Source organism: Nonomuraea spiralis (assembly GCF_014648435.1).
GTDB lineage: Bacteria > Actinomycetota > Actinomycetes > Streptosporangiales > Streptosporangiaceae > Nonomuraea > Nonomuraea spiralis.
The window spans coordinates 28,440-48,343 of the sequence record NZ_BMRC01000041.1 but is presented as its reverse complement, the minus strand read 5'-3'; the positions used below and the strand labels follow the sequence as shown (position 1 = coordinate 48,343).

Sequence of the window (19,904 nt, the reverse complement as noted above, 5' to 3'; positions counted from 1 at the left end):
CGTTTACTCCTTCTTCGCGCGGCGTTTACGGGCGGCCTTCTCCGGCCGCCAGGCTTTGAGGTCATCCTGGCTGAGGGAGTACCGGGATTGGTAGTCCATTAGGACCGACGAAAGGTCCTCCGCTAACGAGTCGCCCCACTCGTCCTTCTCAGCGTGCCACTGCCACACCCACGGCATGATCTCCGCCAGGCCGGCGAGCAGCGGGACCACGCGCTCCTTACCCCAGGCGTCGCCATCAACGCGCTCGGCGAGCAGCCTAGCCAGGGCCAGCCCCTGCTCCCCATGATTCCACCCAGCCCAGCCGATCAGCAGGGACTCATCACCGTCCGGCCCGGCCTGCGGATAGGAGGTGAAACGCTCCTTCGGCACATCGAGCTTGCCACGCAGGTCGAAGAACGCCTTGGAGGTGAAGTCGGTGCCGGTGTACTTGGGCGGCACCTGTATGTCGAGCCGCTCTCCCGTCCTGTCCTCTTTTCGCTGCTTATCCCAGACCTCTTCCCACTGCACGTGCTTACGCAGCCCCGCCTCGGTGTAGCGGAGCGCCGCCAGATACGGAACGTGCTGGTCAGCGATGACCATCTTGAGCACAGCGGCGACGTCCAGGTCGGGCTTGCCCAGGTGGTCTCGTGCGTACAGCTCGGCAACAGACAGCACGTCCTTGCCCTGGCCCGTCACGTCCCGGCGCAGCGCGTCGGCAAGCTGATTGACCGTCATCACACGAGGATCGGGCTGACCCCCACGATTCCGGAACCACAGCGAGCTGTCTTCGCACCGATCCAGCAGCCAACCCCTGATGGCCTCAGCTTCGCGGTCAGCCCAGCTCTTCTGGTGCCAACGCCGCTTGCATTCGGGTCGCTCTATCAGAGCGAGGTCCCGTCGACGCCTAATGATCTCGATTCGCTTGGCCACCACCCGCCGGTAGGCCTCCGGCCACTCCGCCGGGATTTCCCTAACCGGCTCCGCGTTGTGCCGCCGGAACCAGTGCGTATCAACTTCGCCCGCATCTTGCTGACTGGCCAGCACGAACTCGAAGGCACGCTCGCCGAACCGAATGTCGGGCACTGTCGCCGGGTCAGCCCGCAACTCTGCGGCCTCTCGCTCAGAAATCAGCCCGTAGAGCCGGTAGGTCTCCCAGTCCAATTCCTCCTGCAAGGCGATCATCCGCGCCCTGATCCACTCAGCCGCTGTCTTGGCTTTGTCGAACCGCTTTCGCGTAGGCACACCATTCATACAGACCGCCCAGGGAACCTGCACCGACAATTCCTGTGCGAGCCCATCCAGCTCCCGAGCAAGCTCCAATGGCCTACCAATTGGCAATGGCAGTTTTTCAACGTTGGAACTATTGAAAACGTATCGCTCCATCCATGCCTCCGGCTGAATTCCCCGACCAATGCCACTCCCCCCCTTAGGAAAGCAGCGTTGACGCAGCCAAAAACATGCTACCGAACTATTAAGAACTCCGAGCAGGGCCAGGTGTGAATCAGCCTCCTCGCCATCCATCAGCTTGATCACGGGGGCGGAATTTTTAAATACACTTCCGCTTCGACCGAAAGAGAAGTGATTATGGGTTGCCATCTCGCTGAAAGTGATCGCAAAGGGGGTGCGAAGTTTCCTGCTAGTCAAGCGACCGTATTCACTCCACTTCAAGCCACCCTGAATCTTCGTCTTTCCACCAAAGAGAACGTTATTCGACACCACCGTACGGTACGGCCACATATGCAGCAAAAGGGGCTTGACATACTCTACATCGATCGGTTCAAAATCTGCAGTATAGGGGAAAATCGCGACTTCCCCGTCCAATTGACCCCAGTCCCGCACACTATCGCCCACCACCATGCGCCGCCGCCAGGCTGGCGTTATTCCACGCCGACATGCAGTGTATGTCGACATTAGATAAACGTCATCTTCCAGAGTGAAGGATGTGATCCCAACCGAGTCAGCTACACTATCTACCCGCCCTTGAGAAACCTTGTCCAACTGCTCGATGAGCTCCAGACCTCCGGCGGCAAGCACCCATGGATGTCTACCGAAGTAGCGCGCTCGATCGACAAGACCGGCTGTGATCCACTTACCTTCATAACGCGCGTCTTCGACATGTTCCTCAATCTCTTTCCACACGTGCCCACGAGAAGGATCATCAGGAATATTCGGTTCTCCTTGAACGCTCCGCACGGCGTGCACCATGCCGCCGATTCGCGATATTTGGTTACGGCCAACCAGAATCACCGTTGGAGTTCCATGGCCAGGAATATAGGCTCCCGACGTATCGATAACGTGAGTTAGCTCCACTTTCTGCGCCAGATAATTCTCGATAAGCTTGTCGCCGAATTCACGTTTCATGAATGAGTTAGACGTAATTTGCCCGATATACCCTGGCTTGCCACTACGCCGACCACGGGCAAGCTCGAAGAACAAGGCGACAGACGGAACTGAGAGTACATACTTTCCCCCGCAGACATCCTTGAACGCCTTCCTGTAGGCCTCCCGCTCGGCCGAGTCCCGTACGGCGATATAAGGCGGATTTCCGACGACGACGTGATAGCTCCCTCGTTCCAGGACGCCTGGATAGTCGTAGATATCTTCCTCTGTATAGGTGAAAGGTCGATCTTTCCCAGTCTTTTCACCCGATATATCGAACAAGGTGCCCGTTCGTCCGCTGTGCGAGTGGTGCCAAAGGGAGTCAGCGACGGCAACGTTGATAGGAAAGGCGGGGGCGGTGGCAAGGCGCTTGATCTGACCGGCCTTCATTGCGGCGATCAGTAGGCGGAAGCGGGCGATGGCAGCCGCGAAGGGGTTCTTGTCGACACCGTGGATCGAGTTCAGGGCTCGCCGGATCAGTTCCCAGTCGTTGACGCCCTCAGCCTTCTTCCGCCATCCGGCCAGCAGGCGATCGAAAGCACCGAGAAGGAAGTGGCCCGAACCGCAGGTCGGGTCGATCAATCGGAATTCCTCGGTAAGCGGGAAAGCCTCCAGCGCAGGCGTCAGCGTCAGGTCGAGGATGAACCTCTCCACGAAGTCGGGCGTCTGCAGCAGCGCGTAGGCATCCTTTGCATGGTCGGACAGGTCCTGATAGAGGTCGCCGAGGAAGCGGGTGTTCCAAGACAGGTCGGTGAAGTCGTGGACGATGGCCCCCGACTCATCGGTGCGACGCCAGAAGGCGAGGAGTTGTTTGGCGGCATCGTGTGACGGCGTGATCGACCACATCGGGTTGTGGCGCTTCGAGAAGAGCCCCGCAGCCACCGGCGACGCCGACAGGGCGTCGAATGACGCGATGAGCCACGAGCGGGCAGTCAGGTAGTCGGCGTCAGCGTCGATAGGAGCGGTGCGAAACCGTTCTTCGGCGCGTTCCGTCGCCAACGCCAGCCGCTCGCCCGGGCCAGCGATGAACGGCAGGTCAATCAGCTCGTTGTCCTCGCAGAACCGAACGAACACGGTCGCCAGCACCCACGCAACAGCCGACTGGATGACGCGGTCCTCGCGCCACACGCCAAAGCCGTTCGCCGTTCGCTTTGCCCTGCGGGCGGCCTGGTACTCCGTGTCCAGTCTGTCGGCGAATTCGTTCTCCGCACTGCGCTCCCGCAGATCCTCAATCAGTAGCTTGACCTGCCTCTGCAGATCGGTCTTGAGAGCTTCGCGGTCGACACCTGCCACTGAAGGCTCCATCACTTTGCCGCCTACGCTGCTTTCTCGCCCAGTGACCTGAGCAGTTCAGCCGTCAGCTCCAGCCACTCGTTCTCACCGATGACCTCGACCAGCAGACCATCCAGAGTGGGCCGTTGCCTGGGTGTTCCGGTGGGGCAGAGCAGCCATACCCCGCGAGCCCCACGGCGCCCAAACCGCGCCGCCTGCTGGATGTCGACCAGAAGCTCACGTCCGCCTGGGTAACGGGCGAACACGCCACCGTTGTGGAGCAGCACCGTACCGGAAGGTTGCGACAAGCGGGTGGCCAGACGCTGCCACGCCTCCCGCACGTAGCCGGCGAGACCACGGGGGATGACGCGGTCCCGGCTGAAGCGTTCGTCGGCGCGTAGCAGGTCCGACCATGGCCGGTCCCGTTCCATTGCCAAGTCTGCCAGGGCATGCAGGAACACAGCTCCCACGTCGACCGGCTCTACATCTAGGGACTCGGGAAGGATTCGGGCAGCGAGGTCGGCGCGTCGCAGGTCAACGTTGAGGGCGAGGAAGCCTCCTCGGCCGACGGAGCCGGTGATCCGCTGCATAGCGGCCGAATCCACGACCACAGCCGGGCGGGTAACTGCTTCCCGGGTACGACTGGCGGAGAACGAGAGCGCGCTAATCGTCCCCGAAACCTGCCTGCGGTGGAACCGGCCACCCTCCGAGATCAGCTCGAGCCCTGCTTTGTCGAGCGCCGCTACGAGTGCTGCCTCGACCTGGCGTGGAGTTGGGTATTGCCCTAGCCCAAAGGTGGATTCAGGGAAACGGCTCTTGACGAGTGCTAACAGCTTCTCCGCATCAAGACCGTCAGGCCCGGGGTTGATCGCGCCCTGAGTAAGCTTCAGTGCCCGGTCCAGGCCGAGGTTACGCGGATAGAGCTCCAACCTAGCGGTCGCCGCCGCCGTGACGGAGGTCGCGGCAGCGAGGGCTACCAGTCGGCTATCGGGAATCGTCGGTAGACCGTTGGGAGACTTCACGCTGCCGCGAAGCTCACGGAGCACGGTTAAGGGACCAGGGAGCGGGTCCAGCATGGCGAGTTCGTCCGCCCGCCTCCCCAGGCGGACAGCGTAGTCGATCAGCTCGGCCCCATTGGGCAGCGACTTGTCGTCCAGGGACTCCAGCGCAATTATCATATTCGACCCATGCCGACTCCGGTCGAGGCGAGGCTCCGATTCAATCGAGTCGTCCGCGCCCTGCTTGTCACCACGGAGTTTCTCGGTGCGTCGCTCGCTCTCCACCGCGATCATCGCCGCCGCATACGCATAGGCAAGGCGGGTCCGCTCATCCTCAGCGCGCGCACCGCGCCGTTCAAGCAACCCAGCCGCGAGTTCGGATGCCTCCATGATGCGCGACGCCTCGTTCAGAAGATCGAGAACGTCCTCACGTAACCGCGTCACGTGGTCGTCGAGCAGCCACCGGTCGCTGGAGGTCCGCCAGTGCCGGGATACAGTTACCTGGGATGTCCCGAGCAGCGCCCCCACAGCCTTCTGCGTCGGCCAAGGGTCCAGCTCGGGGATAGCGCCGGATGAATCAGGCAAACCCAGCGATAGCCTGACGGCCTCCCCCTCCTTCGACGTCCGGTGCCCGCGCCCAGGCAGCAGGGAGAGGATCAAGTCGTCGAGATAGCCGATCTGGATGCGCAGAGCCGGCTCCACCCCGCCGTGGGGGACGACGTCTGCGAGCGGCTTCCACTGGCGGATGCGGCGGAGCAGTTCATTGCGAATCGTCCGGCCCACGCCGCGAACCTTTGTCACCTTGTATGCGGGCACGGCCAGCAGCTCACCGACTGTCTGTGCACCAAGGCCAGCTGCCGCCGCTACGGCACGCGGGGACAACCCCGCCTCTCGAAGCGGCGTGGTGAGGGCCGCCTTGGCGGCGTTGAGGTCACGCGCCTCCTCGGTGCTCTCCGGCTCCGTGGTGGCGGTGGCAGCTGTAGTGGGCGGACGCTCGGCGTCGAGCTCGGTGAAGATCGCACGCCAGGCGTCGCGCATCTCGCGCAACGTCTGGAACCGCTTGTCGGTGTCACGGTGCAGCGCCCTGGCGAAGAACCTGTGCAGGCCATCGCGGAGCTCTGCCTCGAACGCCTCGACAGCAATCGCGGGCAGCTCCTCATCGGTGAACTTCGGGTCGGCGTCACCACCACCCCACACCGGCTTCTCACCCGAGGCCATCTCGTGAAGGGTGATCGTCGCGGCATACCACTCGGCGTGCGCATCGTAGACAGGACGCCGATCAGTACCGATGAAGGGGTCAATGTAGGCCCGGGTGCCCACCCCCACGTCCCGCTCGGGGGCCCTGGCGTGGGAGAAGTCGAAGAGAACCAGCTCCTGTGAGCGGTCCCGGCGGCGACGGATCCCGAGATTCTCCGGCTTGATGTCGCGGTGCCAAACTTGACGCCCCGCAAGATGATCCAGAGCGGAGAATAGGTCATCGCCGAACCTCTCCAGCTCGTGAATGCTGCACGGGCCCTTATCGCGTATGCGCTGGCCAAGCGATTCTTCACCGGCCTGCTCGATGGCCATGACCATGCGTCCAGCGGTCGCCGTGGGCCCATCGAGCCAGCGCACTACGTGGGAGTCGTGCAGGAGGCGCAGCACAGCGGCCTCCTCCCGGAGGGTCTCCTCCTTCTCCTCGTCCAGCGCGACCTTGAGGACTCTGAACTCCTCTTCGATGCCCTCACCAAGCCGCTTGACAAGCAGCGCCTTGGCCGTGGATCCAGTGCCGAGCGACCGGACGACCTGCCACTCACCGTCGATTACCTGGCCGGTGACCAAGTCGAGCGGATCGACGTCATCGTCGTCCACCCGTGCGAGTTCCTGCTGAACCTCGTCGAGCTTCCCAAGGAAGGCTAGGACGTCGGGCACATCGTGGATACGGTTCTGCGAGTACGGCTGAGTAGACTGCCACACCAATGTGTCCAACACCGCGGGGATGCCGTCTGCCAATGTGCTGAGCAGAAGTCCCGAATCCGTCTTCAGCCGCGTAGCTACCTCCCTACGGCTCGGAGCCGGAGGCCTGCCTGTGACGATGAGGTGCGCCAGGGCGCCCAGCCCGAACACGTCCATCCCGAGCGGGTCGGCGTTAGGCTGGTCGAACTCCGGCGCGAGGTACACATGAGTCTCGGACGACACCTGCCGGCCGGAAAGCGATGTCGGCTCCAGGCTACCGAGGCCAGTGGAGTCAGAAGTATGGGTCGCGGTCCGCCAATCGCCGATCCGCAGCACCGGCCTGCTGCCGTCCGGCTTCGCCGACACCCAGACACAGCGGGCGGCCAGGGCCCGATGGTAGAGGTGTCGCTGGTGGGCATAGTTGAGCGCTTCGGCGAGCTGGCGCACCATGTCGAGCCGGACGGCGAGGTCCATGGTCTCGGCATACTGGTCGAGGTAGCGGTCGAGGCGCTCGTCGCTTTCCTTGTGCCGGAAAAACACCGCTGGCCCGGCCTCGTGCACCTGGTAATCGGCGACCTGTACAACGCCGCGGTGGGTGAGCCCTAGAAGCGCCGTGTACTCGCGCCGAGCGGCGCGCTCGGTCATCCGCTGATCCGCCGCGGAAGCAAGCCTCCGCGAGAGGTAGATGCGGATGCGACGCTGATCTCCAGCCATGTCAGCGTCGTGGGCAAGCCGATCTTCCCAGTCGGGGCCCGCATCGATGGGCTTGCTGTCCATCTTCCAGCGGCCGATCTGGAGGTAGCGCCGAGACCCTTCCACCCCGATCTTGCGCATCAAGCGGGATAGCTGCAGGTCGAAGTCCGGTTTGACCTGATCATGCCGACTTCGCGGGGGCCGGTTAATCAGATCACTCCAGACCTGGGGCAGGCCATTAGTGCCACCTTCCCGGCCGAAGACCTTGATGCGCTGCTGCTGATCAAGTTGGACTATCAAGCTGGGATCGGAGAGGAAAACGGCTGCATCAATGAACGGAATGAGACTCTCGTTCACTCTGAGCTCACGCGCCGCCCACCTCAGGCGCCCCTTCAGCTCCTTGGCCTTCCGGTCGGTCGCCGCGAACGGGTTAGTCATCCTGCTGGTCTTGCCACCGGGCCGGTGAAAGATCCATGTCTTTCCGTTCTCACCATGGTTAACGATCCGGCCCGGATGGCTCTTCATTTCGATCAGGAAAAGCCCAGCCGGCGCACAAACCAGAAGGTCGCACTCAGGGGATCTGCCATCCGGCGTACTGAAAGTGAACGTCGCCCAGGCCCGGTACGGCTCGACATCCGGCATGAGACTCCGGACGTGATCGAGCCCCTCCTGTTCCCAGGGGAACGGAGAGGGGAACTCTTGGTTCCAGCGCCCTTCACCGGCAGCCACGCGTAGCCCCTCCTCATCCGTCTCCCCGTCGGTCGACAGGATGTCACTGTTTTACCGCCTTGGTGAAGCGTCGGCCACCGACTTACTTGCGTTCCGCAGAATCCACCCTCGCCTGGCGACGCAAAGAACGGTCTGACCTGCAGAATCTCTACAGTCCGCCTGAATCATCCATTTCTCTAGGCGATCGCAACAGCCCAGGTCAGCGAAACGGGTGATTGCGGTGGGAGGCCAACAATGGGTCACGAAACGGCATAGGCAAAACCCTACAATCAGGACAAACAGGCAGTATCCAGGTAGAACCTTGCATCGGCGCTCTATCATCGCTCCTACAGCGGGCCTACAACGGCCTTCGGTCAGGCCTCCGGGGAGCTTCGCCGGGTGACCTCGCTATCTGCGGAAACGTCAGGACCCAGAGACGCGGCCTGTGGCAGCCGCGAAAGCGAACCCCTTGGTCAACAAGCATGCCGTTGCTCCATTGCGCGGAACGCGGGACTTACATCGCCTCCGGTAGGGCTGATCCGACGGCGTCGACCAACGATGCCTCATCCCCTGTCTCGTCACGCTGGGCTCGAGCATGTGCTCCAACACGCGCACGGCCGGGAATCAGACCCGCGCCCGCGATGGTCCGATTAACTAGCCCGGGATATGCATGGGATGATCTTGTATGACTTAGGTGACACACAGGCTGTTTACCCAGGTCGCAGCAACTGAACAGACGAAGGAACCTCCACTCTCCTACAGCGGGTGCCGCAGGTTCGAAGGGGGCACTCTGTGATGTCGCGAGACATCGGAAACCCTCGAACCTGCGGCAGGACCGCAGGTTCGAGGGTTTTCTTTACTGTCTGGGCTGTTGTGGCTGATAGTCGCGGGTCGGGTCGACGGTCAGCTCCCACAGGAGTTCGCCGGCGACGGCGTCGATGATGCGGACGTCGAGATCTTCGATCAGGAGCATGACGCAGGTTCGGGCGTAGGTCCGGCCGACGCCGATGTTGTGCAGGCCTCCGGCCAGGCGGAGGATGACGACGCCGGCCTGGTCGATGCGGTCGTGGCGGACGCGGGTGTGGGTGCCGGTCTCGCGGCTGGCAAACGTAAGCCGCCCGCCCGCCTCGGGGGCGTCGGCCATTCCACAGCCAAGACCCACGTGAGCCACTTCCTCACCAAGCTGGGCCTGCGCGACCGCATCCAGGCGTGATCTTCGCCTACGAGTCCGAACTGATCACCGCTCAAGTCGGCAGGATGCCGCCGGTAGGCACCGAGCCCCATCGGGTCGGCGTGGTCCGCAGCAGCGATTGCGCTGGCGAAGCCACCGCCCGAACCAAGCGGGAGTTGATCGAGGTGGCGCTGCTGCGGCATGTCGAGCAGCTCACCGACCGGCCCACGCGTTCGTCGCCGACACCGATCCGGCCGTGGCATGGCCCGTCCTCCTACGGGCGATGATCAAACCGGTATCAGCAAACTCACCCTCGCACCCCCTGGTGGCCGACCGCGACGAGTTCTCGTCGACACCGCCGCTTCGAACCGACTGAAGGCCGTGGTCAGCGAGGTCCTGCGTCGGGGCGGGGCTACCCGACAGATCATCGGGCCATGAAGACCTTCTTGGCTTCGGGGGAGTCGGGGGTCGAGACGTAAGCTTGGCCGACGGACAGTTTTTCCAAGGCCTGGGCCATGTCCTGGCCAGCTCGGCCGCGCAGGAAACCGGCGACTGTCTTGCTTTGCGGGTAGTTGCAGCGGAACGCCACCTTAGTGCCGGCGTTGCCGAGCACGTCCTTGTGGAAGTCGTCCACTCCCTGACTGGCCACCACCACGGCGACGCCGTATTTGCGGCCTTCCTTCATGATCTTCGGCAGAGTGACGTCCTTGGCCAGCCGGTGCGCCTCATCCAGCACCACGGCCAGGCGCAGCTCGCTGGTCTTTCCCCAGTGGAACATCTCCCGGTAGACCTTGCGCAGCACGAACGCGGCGGCGGCCAGCTGTACCTGTTCCATCAGCGTATGCACGTCGAGCACCACCCCACCGGTGAGCAATTCGCCGAACCGACCCTCGCCCGCGTTGTCCCCGAACAGGCCGAACTCGCTCAGCGGACGAGTTCGCGCCGCGACGTTTCGGCCGTGCCCGGCACTTTCCTTCTGTTCCAGGAGCTTGGCGAACTCAGCCATAGTCGGCAGCCCTGTCGGGCCGTTGGCCGAACCGAAGCCGTGTCGTTGGTACAGCTCGCGGAGAACCTCGTAGACCACATTCCGTTGGATCTCCCCCAGCGCGCTCACATAGCCGACGACCTCGGCCAGCTCCCACGCCGTCTGATTATATTTCTCGTGGCTGACGTCGGTCCGGAGCTCGAATGGGGAGAAGTCCAGCCCGTCGCCCGCGTCGACGACCGTTGCGTCGGCCGCGGGGTCGGCCGCCATGTCGCCGTGGAAATCGATGACCAGCGCTGGCAAACCTTGCTCGGCGAATGAGTTGAGAATACGCCGGGTGGTCACCGACTTGCCCTGCCCGGGAATGCCGAGAACGAACATATGCGGACTGCCCGACGTGCTGATCCGCCACGTTAGATCGGCGGAGTTCGCGTCCTTCCCGAGCACTACCCGCACTTCATCGGGCCGTTTCTTAACCGACTGTGTCGCCGGTGTTTCCGTGGTGGATGCTGGCTCTGATTGCGGGGTAGCCAGGACCGGCTCGGAGAGCGTGTCCACGGCCAGCTGGGCAACGGGTTCCGTAATGTCCACGGTGGACACCGGGGCCCGGCTCGGTGTCAATGTGGCGATGCCTGCTGTGCGCAGTTTCGGAGCGGTCAATGCCTCGATCGATATCCCGCGATGCTCGCTCGGCAGGTCCGGCTCGCCGGACAGGCTGACCACGTATCCCTGTTTAGAGATCTCCGGACGGGTGCCGTCCTCGATCCGGGCGAACTGGCGTTCTGCTGCGGCCAGCCGCTCGGCACTGAGCAGATCCGCTTCGAAGGCCCGGTTCGCGTGGTAGCGCAGGATTCCCGCCAGCCGGGCCCGCTGCAGGTCGGCATCCAGACGGGGTTGGTCGTTGCCGAGGAAACCGTCCTCCAACATGGTCACCGTGGCGTTGAGGCTGTCGACGATGTTCTCGGCGAGTTGATCTGGCGACGTGTCTTCCTTCAGCGGCTTGACCTCGACGCACTCGAACCTGATCGCCTGCCGGGTGGCGCGGACCAGAATCAGGTCGCAGAACCGCGCCTTTTCCTCCGGTGACTCCTTGTCCTGCGATTTCTTGCGCGTGATGCCGAACATTTCCTGGTGCATGTCGACCGGTACGACGATCGTGTCCTTCAGGTCGCCCCGGCTCTCCAACCAGGACACCAGCGCCGCGAGGCTCACCGCCTCGGCGGCCAGGTCCGACTGACCGATGAGACGCAGCGCCAACCGCCCGGACACGAGTTGCATGGCCCGCAGGGTGCCGCGCACCGACTGGGTGTCATCGGCGAATCCCAGGCCGCGCATCGCGGTGGCAAGCAGGCGTTCGATCTCGGCCTGGTGTTTCGTGGTCACGGTTAGCCGAGGCCCGATTCCTTCCAGGAAGTCGGGCGCGTAGTCCAGGATGTACGGCTGGTTTTTCTTCGGGCTCGACGAATACAGTTCCGGTCCGAGGTTGCGGTCGATCGTCATGACCCAGTCGGCCCGATCATGCGCCGCGGTCAGCGCCCGGCGTTCCGGCTCGCCGAGCGAGACGCGCAACGCGATGCCGTTCTCCGTCGCCAGTCCATGAGCCGCAGCAAGTGCGGCCTGGTGTGCCCGGTGTGCGTCGACCGCGTCCGCCGCACCGTCCCGCCGCTTTTCGCCCCGGTATTCCCGGAGTTGTACTGCTGGCATGGTTTCCCAGTGTGGGCCGTCCGGGGTGTCTACCGTCCGGTTGCTGGTCGGGGTCAGCAGGTTGCGGAACGACGTGGTGCCCGCCGGGGTGGTCGAGCCGCCACCTGCCTCGACCACGGCCAGGTCGTTGACCACGCTTATATGCGCCGGCGTGTCGTCCTTGGCCAGTCGGTCGAACGGCCGCACGCTCAGCCCGAGCGGCGGCTTCAAGTACGATCGTCCGCTCCCTACCCGGTATCCGCCGACGGCCCGCTGCAGGTCGGTCAGCGCGGGCAGCGGATCGGTATTACCAGGCCGGGTGCTATAGGCGGTGACTTCTGCACGTCCGGCTAGTCTGGTGGCGTCGAAGTCCGCGGCCCGGTCGGTCAGTACCGCTTGGCGCAGCGCCTGGGCCAGCAGTTCGCCGGAGCCGGGGTTGATCGCCAGAAGCCGGACCGCGTCGGGCTTCGAGTGAGTCTCACGGTAGTGCTCAATGCGCTCGGCGACCATCGCGGGCGGCACGTCAGTGGCGACGTCCCGCCAGTCCGTGCCAAGCACGTCGAACACCGCCTGGATGGCGATGCCCGGTTCCTGCTCGTCAGGGGCGAGGTAGATCCCGGTGCCGACCGTTGCCTCCCTGGCGTGCACGAAGATGTCACCGGAGGTCGAGTGGGGCACGGCGAACGGCAGGTTGGCCGGGGTCACCCGGCGTACCAGGTCGGCGTCCACCATCGCGCGCCGTTTCGCCTTGTTCGGTTCGATGTCGGCCAGTTCTTTTGCCCAGCCGGTGATCGCCTTGTCATATTCGGCCAGCCAGGTCAGCCGGAGCGGATGGAACGGCAGCACGACGACCGCCCGGATCGGTCGGCCGCCAGCGATCGTAATGTCCAGTGTCAGCGTGTCCATCGCCAGCAACGCGCCCCGATACGTCGCGTCAGTCGTCGCGCGGTCGAGCGCGTTCTTGTAGCTCTGGCAGTAGGACCGGACCTTGTCCCGGAGCTCCTCGGTCCAGTCGAGCGACTCCACCAGCCAACGGGCTTGATGCGCGCCGAGTAGTGCATGGATCTCTTTGCGTTGTTTTGACAATGCTGTCGGCAACGGGTCTTCGACGGGCTCCGTGTCTTCGGCCTGTAGCACCACACCCATGCGTCCGTTGGCGCGAAACGCGGTGGCTGTGCTGCCGTCCTTGAACAACTGGTGTTGCAGGTTGACCAGCACCGGGCTGACGCCGAGCAGTACAGTGCGCCGACCACCGAGGCGTAGCGACACCGCCGTATGCGTGTCGTCCAGGCTGTAGGCGTCCTCGGTCAGGTCGTTCTGTCCGGCGAGAACCGCGTCCAGCCTGCCGAGCGCGAGCGCCCACGCCGAGGCACGCCGGGTCTCCCCGGTGATCAGGTCGGCCTCCCAGCGTACGGTGAACTGCTGGCTCTCGTCCTGAGCGAGCTCACCCTCCCTTCCCTGCAGCAACACCGGCTGGCCTGCTGTGTCTAGCCCGGTCACGCGCACCACGAACAGTGAGCCCTGTTCGAGGTCGGACTCGTTGAGCTTGATCTCGACGGTGGCAGTACGCCGGGAACCGGCAACGGTCACCTTGGCCTTCGGCCCGGTGTCGTCGCCGTCGCGCAGGTCCTCCGGTGGGAGCACCTCGACCAGCCACCGGTAGATCGCGTCGCTCTTGGCCGGGACGGTCTTCCACGTCACTCGCACCACGGCAGGGGACTCTTCGCCTGCCTCGGTATAGGGCAGGTCGCCAGGGTTGTCTTGCTTGAGCCGCGAGCTTTTCACCACCGCGCCGTTCTCCCGGAGGAACGGGTCGACCCGAACCTGATCCACCGCAACGGTTTCCGGTTCGGTCAGCGGCCATTGACTGAAGTCGAGGCCAGGCACGGCGGCCAGCTCTGCGGTCCACTCGGCGGGATTGGACAGATCTCGGTACGAGCCGGACAGGAACGTGGCAAGGTCAACGCGTACCGGACCATCCTTCAGCCGGGCATTGTTGAGCCGGTCGGACACCGAGGACACCGCTCTGGCCGGCCGGGAGATGGCCTTGACGCACTCACTGTTGCGGGCGAGCCGGTCTACGAGGTCCGGGCCGCCGAGATCCGGGATGAGGCCGACCATCGGCAACGATGCGCCAACGGTGTGCCAGATCGGTTCGGCTGTGACTGCGGCGACGTAGCAGGCCCAGGCCTCGGCCGGCCGGTTCCTGCCGAGTACGCTGGCGACCTTGTCCACTCCGACCCGAATATCGTTGTCTGGCAGTTCGTCAACCATCGTGGCACTGGCTGTACGCAGCAGCTCGACCACATCCTGGCGCTCAAAGCTGTTGTCCAGCGAACTGGCCGCAACGCCGGCGCCCACAGGGACCATCAGTACCAGTTGACGCTCCTTGCGGTTGCGTAGTTCGACCGCGCGCTCGGTCGGGATCAGCAACTCGTCGTCGGCCTGGGCGCGGGCATCGACCAGGACGTGTATGTCAGCCTTGCCGGGCGCGAGGGCTCGACGCACCGCGTCGGCAAGGCGCTCGGCGTCGGCGTGGCGTAGGTTGTCCACCCGGACACAGTGGCCGGGTTCGTGGCGACCGATCCGCTTGGTCAGTGTGGTTGCGATCCGGTCGATGACCAGATCCGGCAGCGTGGTGTCGGTCGGCTCAGGCATCACGATCTCCCAGCGGGTGGCGAACGATCTGTTCGGAGAAGTCGTCGGACAAGCTGTCGAAACATCCGAGCAGTTGCAGCCTGCGCTTGAATGCCGCCAGGTTGGCCGCCGCGGCGGCGCGTGCCTCCGCGCCGTCCAGAAACGCCGGAGGCGAGTCGACGAGAATGCCGAATCGGTCGCGAAGCTCTCGCAACAGGTCCTTGAGCGATATGGTCGGCCGGACCGACATATCGGGCCGGACGAACACCGTCATCAGCAGAATCTGCAGTAGTTCGTCTGTCGGCGCGTATCGCCACGACCGGCGGCTATTGGACGACCCGGTGAGAATTCCGTACGGTTTACGCAGCCCGCCGACCGATCTAAACCAGCCTACCGCGTTTGACGTTGCGCGATCTTGGTTGACAAACTCAAGAACGTCTAGCAGTTTGTTAAGTTCGCTTTTATCGGAGTGTTGTGTTCTGTCTAGGAAGTCGGCTTCATCTTCCGAGATGTGTTCAGCGGTGCGCTGGTTGATTGCCGCGATGTCGTAGAGCTGGCTCATCGCAAACATTTCTATGACGTCGTGTTCGCGTAGTTCGGCAAGTTGGGCCAGCTTATCTGGGTCGGAAAGCGCTTCACGTCGCTCTCGCTCGTCCGGGATCCGCTGGACCGCCAACTCGACGATCATGAGAGTCATGCGGTCACGGAAAGTGAGCCTGATCTGATTGAGATCGCGCTCTACGCACAACCGGGACAGTCTGTCCGAATCGTCGTTTATTCCGCCGGTGAAGTCGCAGTACAGTTCGATCGGCGATTTCGGGCGGTCCTCGATCATGTCCGCAGGCGGGGTACCGGTACGCAACAGTTCTCGTCCCGCCGCGTTAACCCGAAGTGTGAGAGTGAAGACACCGAGGGCGAGCAGCCCGGCAAAGGTGGACATTAACGCAGCTGTCGGCAACCGGTTGGCATAGGCAAGGAGGTGTGCGAGAAGCATTTCCCCCAGACGCCCCGTTACGCCGGGGAGCGGGTTCGGTACTTGCGATTCTTGCTTAAATTCCCGCGCATCGCCCATCTCGAATCCTTCGAGGAAACGAAACTCGAGGAGTGCGCTGATGTCCAGCTTGCTCGGGTCGATCAGTTCGGGTTGCCATTTCGGCTCGTGTCCGATCCCCAGACCATGGCCAATATGCTCCGCGATGAGCCTGCGGAGTTCACCGGTCGGGTTGCCCGCTGTTCGGCGGGCTACCTGGGTGCGCAGAAGTTGATAGGCGAAGTCGTCGATATGGCGGTGCCGGGTTCGTGTCCGGGGTACGCCCGCCCGATAGGCCGCCAAGGTGAGGGGAGCAACCGACAACATCTGTTCGTCATTGTGCGCCTTGCCGACAGTGCCCATGTCGACGATGCAGGAGCGCAGCCAGCCGTCCATCAGCTCCCGGGCGTCCGGTGAATTGAAGCCAGTCATGTGCTCGCCGTTGAGCAGCCGGTCCCGATATCCGGCGTAGTCCCGTTCGTTGGTCAAGAACCTGGCCGATCGGCCGCCCTTGACACACGCCTCGAACAGATGGGGCAGCACGCGGTCCACATCCGTGTCCAGTGTGCTGAAAATCGTCAGCGGCCGGTACAGATAGGTGCTCATCGCCTTGGTCAGTTTGATGGTCATGGCGCGTCCTCCCGCACGATCTGGCCGCCGATGGCCTTTGCCCGCAGCGAACGGCCGGAGCCGTCGATGATCCGTACCGCGTGTGCTGGTTCCCGACGCAGCCGGTCGCCGAACGCAGTGACCTCCTGGCGGATCGCCTCCGAAGCCAGGTCACCGAGGATCTCCCCGTCGGCGGCGCGCAGCAGCAACTCCGCGGTGTCCAAGGTGATCCGGAGTTCCGCGCCGGAGGAATGTCGCAGCACCAACAGGTCGGGGAACGACTCGATGTAGCGGGAACGTGCTCCGCTTGCGGCCAGCGCGAACTCGGTCGGATCCAATTCCTTAATTACCACGATGGCGCGTACCGCAGGCGCGTCGTACATCTGGTCCCGCAATGCGAGGCGGACGCCGTCGTAGCCGACGAAGCCCAGCACTCTGGACAGTCCGGCGAGGAACCGTGGCAGCGCTTGCTCTGGCGTGTCCAGGGCGCCGAGGTATTCATCGAGATGCCGGTAACTACGCACCTCCAACCGTCCGGATACAGTGCCCCACTGGCCGAGGAACAATGCCCGCTTGAGTCGACGTATATCCGCGTCGAGGATAGTGTGCAGGTCGGGGATGAGGTATTCTCTAGCTCTTGCGGCTCGGATGGCGCCGGGCGCTGGGAGTCCGGCCGGGTCGAGTTCGGCCCATTCCTGGAGCAGGTTGTCGCTGCTGGCGCCGGCGAAGGTCAGACCAGGCAGTAACCGGGCGTCGGTGGCCGGGTTTTCGTCCGCCTCGCGTTCCGAGTGAACTTCGCCGCAAGACAGGTCGCCAGTGATCAGCCAGGCGAATGCGGACCGGACGTCCCGCACGGTCGCCCGCCGACGGCGGCGCAGGTGGCTGGTGAGTACGAGCTCCATGACCGCCGCCTTGGTGGCCGGTGCTCGCAGGTCCGTGGCGTTGCGGAGAATCGGGCAGACGTCTCGAGACACGCAGCCGGCGCAGTCCGACCAGCGGAAGTCGGTTGTGAACAGATCTAGAATAGCTGCCGCAAGATCAGGCGCTTCGCCGTTTGCGTCGGCCTTTTTCGGCATCGCCAACGCCCGTTGCTTGAGGTCGACTAGTACCACCCGGGAGTCCGGGGATGCGTCGCCTCGGCGTTGCTTGGACAGTTCCGCAGCGACGTCCGGGTACAGGTCTTCGTTTTCGGTGAAGAACTGGGTGACTCGGCCGTCGTTCGCGGCGATCAGCACCGTGCACCGGTTCCGGTCCTCGCCATCGGCTAAGTCGAGCGCCCGATACAGCATCTCGTCGGAGGACAGCGCGCCGTTGGACTCCGAGGCGTCGTAGACCGCGACGAACGTGTGGCCGTCGAGCCGTTTGACCCAACCAGCCTTGTCTTCGTGCACCTTTTCCGCCTGCCGAGCGTCCAGTGCGTCACCCACCTTGACAAGGAACGAGGTCTTGCCGTCACCGGGATTACCGCTCAGCACCACGACGTCGAGCTTCTTGTTGAGTATTGCTGGCAGCAGTTCGGTGTCCAGCCGGGTTTTCGCGTAAGTGTCGTGCGCGAAAACGTCGTCTAGGCCGCGGTTTCCGGCGTTGCCGATGCCGCTTTCCCGGTACAGCCCACGCAGCGCGGCCACCGTAGGATTCACCTTGCGTTTGTCCGTAGTGGACGGAGTGCTCGGCTCGGTGAGCAGTCGCGCGAAATCTGCGGCGCTCTGCGGTCGGTCAGCCGGGTCGTACGACACGCCCTGGTAGAGCGCGTCCAAAAAGGCGCCGCCGAACCGTAGCCGGTCCTCGTCGGACGGCGGCACCAACGTCCTGCGGCCTGACAGATCGGTACTGGCATAGGGGTAGCGGCCGAGCATTGCGTGCAGGATCGACGCGGCGGCGGCATACAGGTCGGCGGCGGGGGACCAAGCGCGGCGCTCCCACACCTCCGGCGCGGTGAATGGTGGCGAGCCGACCGCGGAATGGGCGTCGTCGACGTGTGCGGCCAGCCCGAAGTCGATCAGCCGGGCGGCGCCATCCTCCCGCACGATGATGTTGGCGGGGCTGACGTCCCTGTGGTACAGGCCCTGCTGGTGCGCGTCGCCGAGGCCAGCAAGCACGTCCAGCGCGATGCGCCGGAACTCGTCCCCGGTCGGGGTTTCGCGCGTGACGAGTTCTTTGAGCGTAGTGCCCGGTACGTATTCCTGGACCAGCACGCCCGGTTCCGGTTCGGGGCGCAGGTCGTACACCCGGGCGCAGAAGCGGCTGCGCAGCGTGTCGGTGTTTTGATATTCGTCGAATGCCTGTGCCCATGACACGCGATCCGGTTTCAGGTATTTGAGCGTGCGCAGCTCACCCTGGAGCTGTTCGTCGGTGGCGAGCCAGGTGACGGCCCATGCGCCCTCGCCGAGTTGGTGTTTCAGCCGGTATCTGTCGGCTACCAACTGGCCTGCTATCGGTGTCGACGCGTCCTCGATGATCGCTAATGCCGTCGCCTTGTCCGGCGCGGTCGCTGAGGCCACTTCCGCGGCTTCCGGTCGGTCGTTGTAGTCCGGCGCGAGACAGCGGGCCATCAGTTCACCTATCTCCGGATAGGCCGCCGCGCGTTCCCTGGCCTGGTCGTGGTCCGGCGTCTCGTCCTGGTCACCGTGGATCCACAGCACCAGGGACAGCGCCAAGCTGTAGACGTCATCTTTGGTGCCGAAGAATTCCATGGTGGCGCCCGGGGCGCGAAACGGCGTCGACGGATGGTCGTCGAACAAGCTGGGAGCGATGGTTTCCACGCTGGGGATCCGCGCCCGACTGAAGTCGCGGAAGCGGACCCGGTCGTTGCCGGTGAGCTCGATGTACCGGGGCCGGAGGGCTCGATGCATGATCTCCTTCGCGTGCACGGAGGTCAACGCTGCGAACGCGTCGTGCACGACGGGTTTGGCGATTTCCGGCGGAATCCGGTTTTCCTGATCGGTCGGTGTCGGACGGTCACCGCTGAGTTTCCATAGACTGATGCCACTCAGGTCAGGCACGATCGGGGTGATCCGGTATCCCTCCCAGTCGAACCAGTCGCGTACATGCCAGGTACGATCTTCCTTGGCCAACAAGGTAAGCGCGTCATGCTCGCGTTTGGCGAGCAGTTCCGCAGCAGGCCGGTCAGTGGCGTTGGCCACTGGAACGCAGTGCAGGAACACCAGTTCGCCCGCCGGGTTGCTACCGGCGTAGACCCGGGCGTTGCCATCGGTCCCAAGTAGTCCGGCGACTTTGTACTGCATTATCTGCTTCGGGGCCTCGGCCAGGTTTCGCGGACTGAGACCGAGCAGGTAGCTCATCGCTTTTGGACGCAGTGCGGACATCGTGTCCGGCAGGGCGGCGTCCCGGGCGGTCAGCATGGCAGCCGCAGCATCCAGCGTGACCACCTTGTCCTCGCCGAGATCGCCGGTCCCGGATAGGTCGATCGACGAGTGAGACATGACCACATGGCCGGTGACCGGGCGAACCCCGCGGGGCAAGTTGGCCTGCGCCGCAGTCCACCCGCCGACCTTCGTGCGCAGTCGGCCGGCCAGCACCCGGGCCGCGTGCGCCACCTGGCCGACGGGATCGGACCGCTGCTCGCCGTTGACGTACCATGCTACTTCGCCCGCGACCACGTGTGGGCCCCAGGATTTCTCCTCGCAAACGTAGATGCCGTTGACGCCGACCACGATCAGGTCCAAATCGACCGGGTCGGTGTGCGTCGGGATCTGGCGCCCGGCGATGACGTCCCAGTCGTCCGGTAGCTCGGCCGCGAGCCGGCGGGCCGTTCTTTCTTCGCCTGGGCCGTGCCAGTCGCTGAGCACGTGCAGCCGCGCCACG

At 64.0% G+C, this 19,904-nt stretch carries 7 protein-coding genes; 1 reads left to right on the top strand and 6 read right to left on the bottom strand.

From position 1 onward, the window contains the following. Positions 1 to 3 precede the first annotated feature (3 nt). The 3 genes from pglX to IEZ27_RS48560 form a co-directional block, all read right to left on the bottom strand. A complete protein-coding gene (gene pglX / locus IEZ27_RS48570) occupies positions 4 to 3,651 on the bottom strand; it encodes a BREX-2 system adenine-specific DNA-methyltransferase PglX (protein WP_229825028.1) in 3,648 nt (1,215 codons plus the stop codon). A gap of 23 nt (positions 3,652 to 3,674) precedes the next feature. After that, positions 3,675 to 7,985: a BREX system serine/threonine kinase PglW gene (pglW, locus tag IEZ27_RS48565; protein WP_189653450.1), complete on the bottom strand. Its 4,311-nt coding sequence runs from the start codon at positions 7,983 to 7,985 to the stop codon at positions 3,675 to 3,677. A gap of 835 nt (positions 7,986 to 8,820) precedes the next feature. Then, on the bottom strand, positions 8,821 to 9,108 hold the full coding sequence (locus IEZ27_RS48560) for a hypothetical protein (RefSeq protein WP_189653467.1): 288 nt from the start codon (positions 9,106 to 9,108) through the stop codon (positions 8,821 to 8,823). 65 nt (positions 9,109 to 9,173) lie between these two features. Between IEZ27_RS48560 and IEZ27_RS54590 the strand changes: the two genes are divergently transcribed. Next, complete coding sequence (locus IEZ27_RS54590; RefSeq protein WP_229825027.1) at positions 9,174 to 9,422, top strand: hypothetical protein; 249 nt, start codon at positions 9,174 to 9,176, stop codon at positions 9,420 to 9,422. A 137-nt stretch (positions 9,423 to 9,559) separates the two neighbouring features. On the opposite strand, the gene IEZ27_RS48550 is transcribed toward IEZ27_RS54590, so the two are convergent. Genes IEZ27_RS48550 through IEZ27_RS48540 form a run of 3 tightly spaced genes read right to left on the bottom strand, consistent with a single transcriptional unit; the run spans position 9,560 to position 19,903 of the window. After that, positions 9,560 to 14,461, bottom strand: a complete 4,902-nt coding sequence (locus IEZ27_RS48550) for a helicase HerA domain-containing protein (RefSeq protein ID WP_189653449.1) — start codon at positions 14,459 to 14,461, stop codon at positions 9,560 to 9,562. Next, on the bottom strand, positions 14,454 to 16,100 hold the full coding sequence (gene mads7 / locus IEZ27_RS48545) for a methylation-associated defense system protein MAD7 (RefSeq protein WP_189653448.1): 1,647 nt from the start codon (positions 16,098 to 16,100) through the stop codon (positions 14,454 to 14,456). The genes IEZ27_RS48550 and mads7 overlap by 8 nt, the downstream gene beginning before the upstream one ends. Then, complete coding sequence (locus IEZ27_RS48540; protein ID WP_189653447.1) at positions 16,097 to 19,903, bottom strand: protein kinase domain-containing protein; 3,807 nt, start codon at positions 19,901 to 19,903, stop codon at positions 16,097 to 16,099. The genes mads7 and IEZ27_RS48540 overlap by 4 nt, the downstream gene beginning before the upstream one ends. Position 19,904 lies beyond the last annotated feature (1 nt).

Excerpts from the sequence above, each read along its gene's own strand:
- IEZ27_RS48560 (WP_189653467.1), bottom strand. The coding sequence starts at position 9,108 with ATGGCCGACGCCCCCGAGGCGGGCGGGCGGCTTACGTTTGCCAGCCGC.
- IEZ27_RS48550 (WP_189653449.1), bottom strand. The coding sequence starts at position 14,461 with ATGCCTGAGCCGACCGACACCACGCTGCCGGATCTGGTCATCGACCGG.
- mads7 (WP_189653448.1), bottom strand. The coding sequence starts at position 16,100 with ATGACCATCAAACTGACCAAGGCGATGAGCACCTATCTGTACCGGCCG.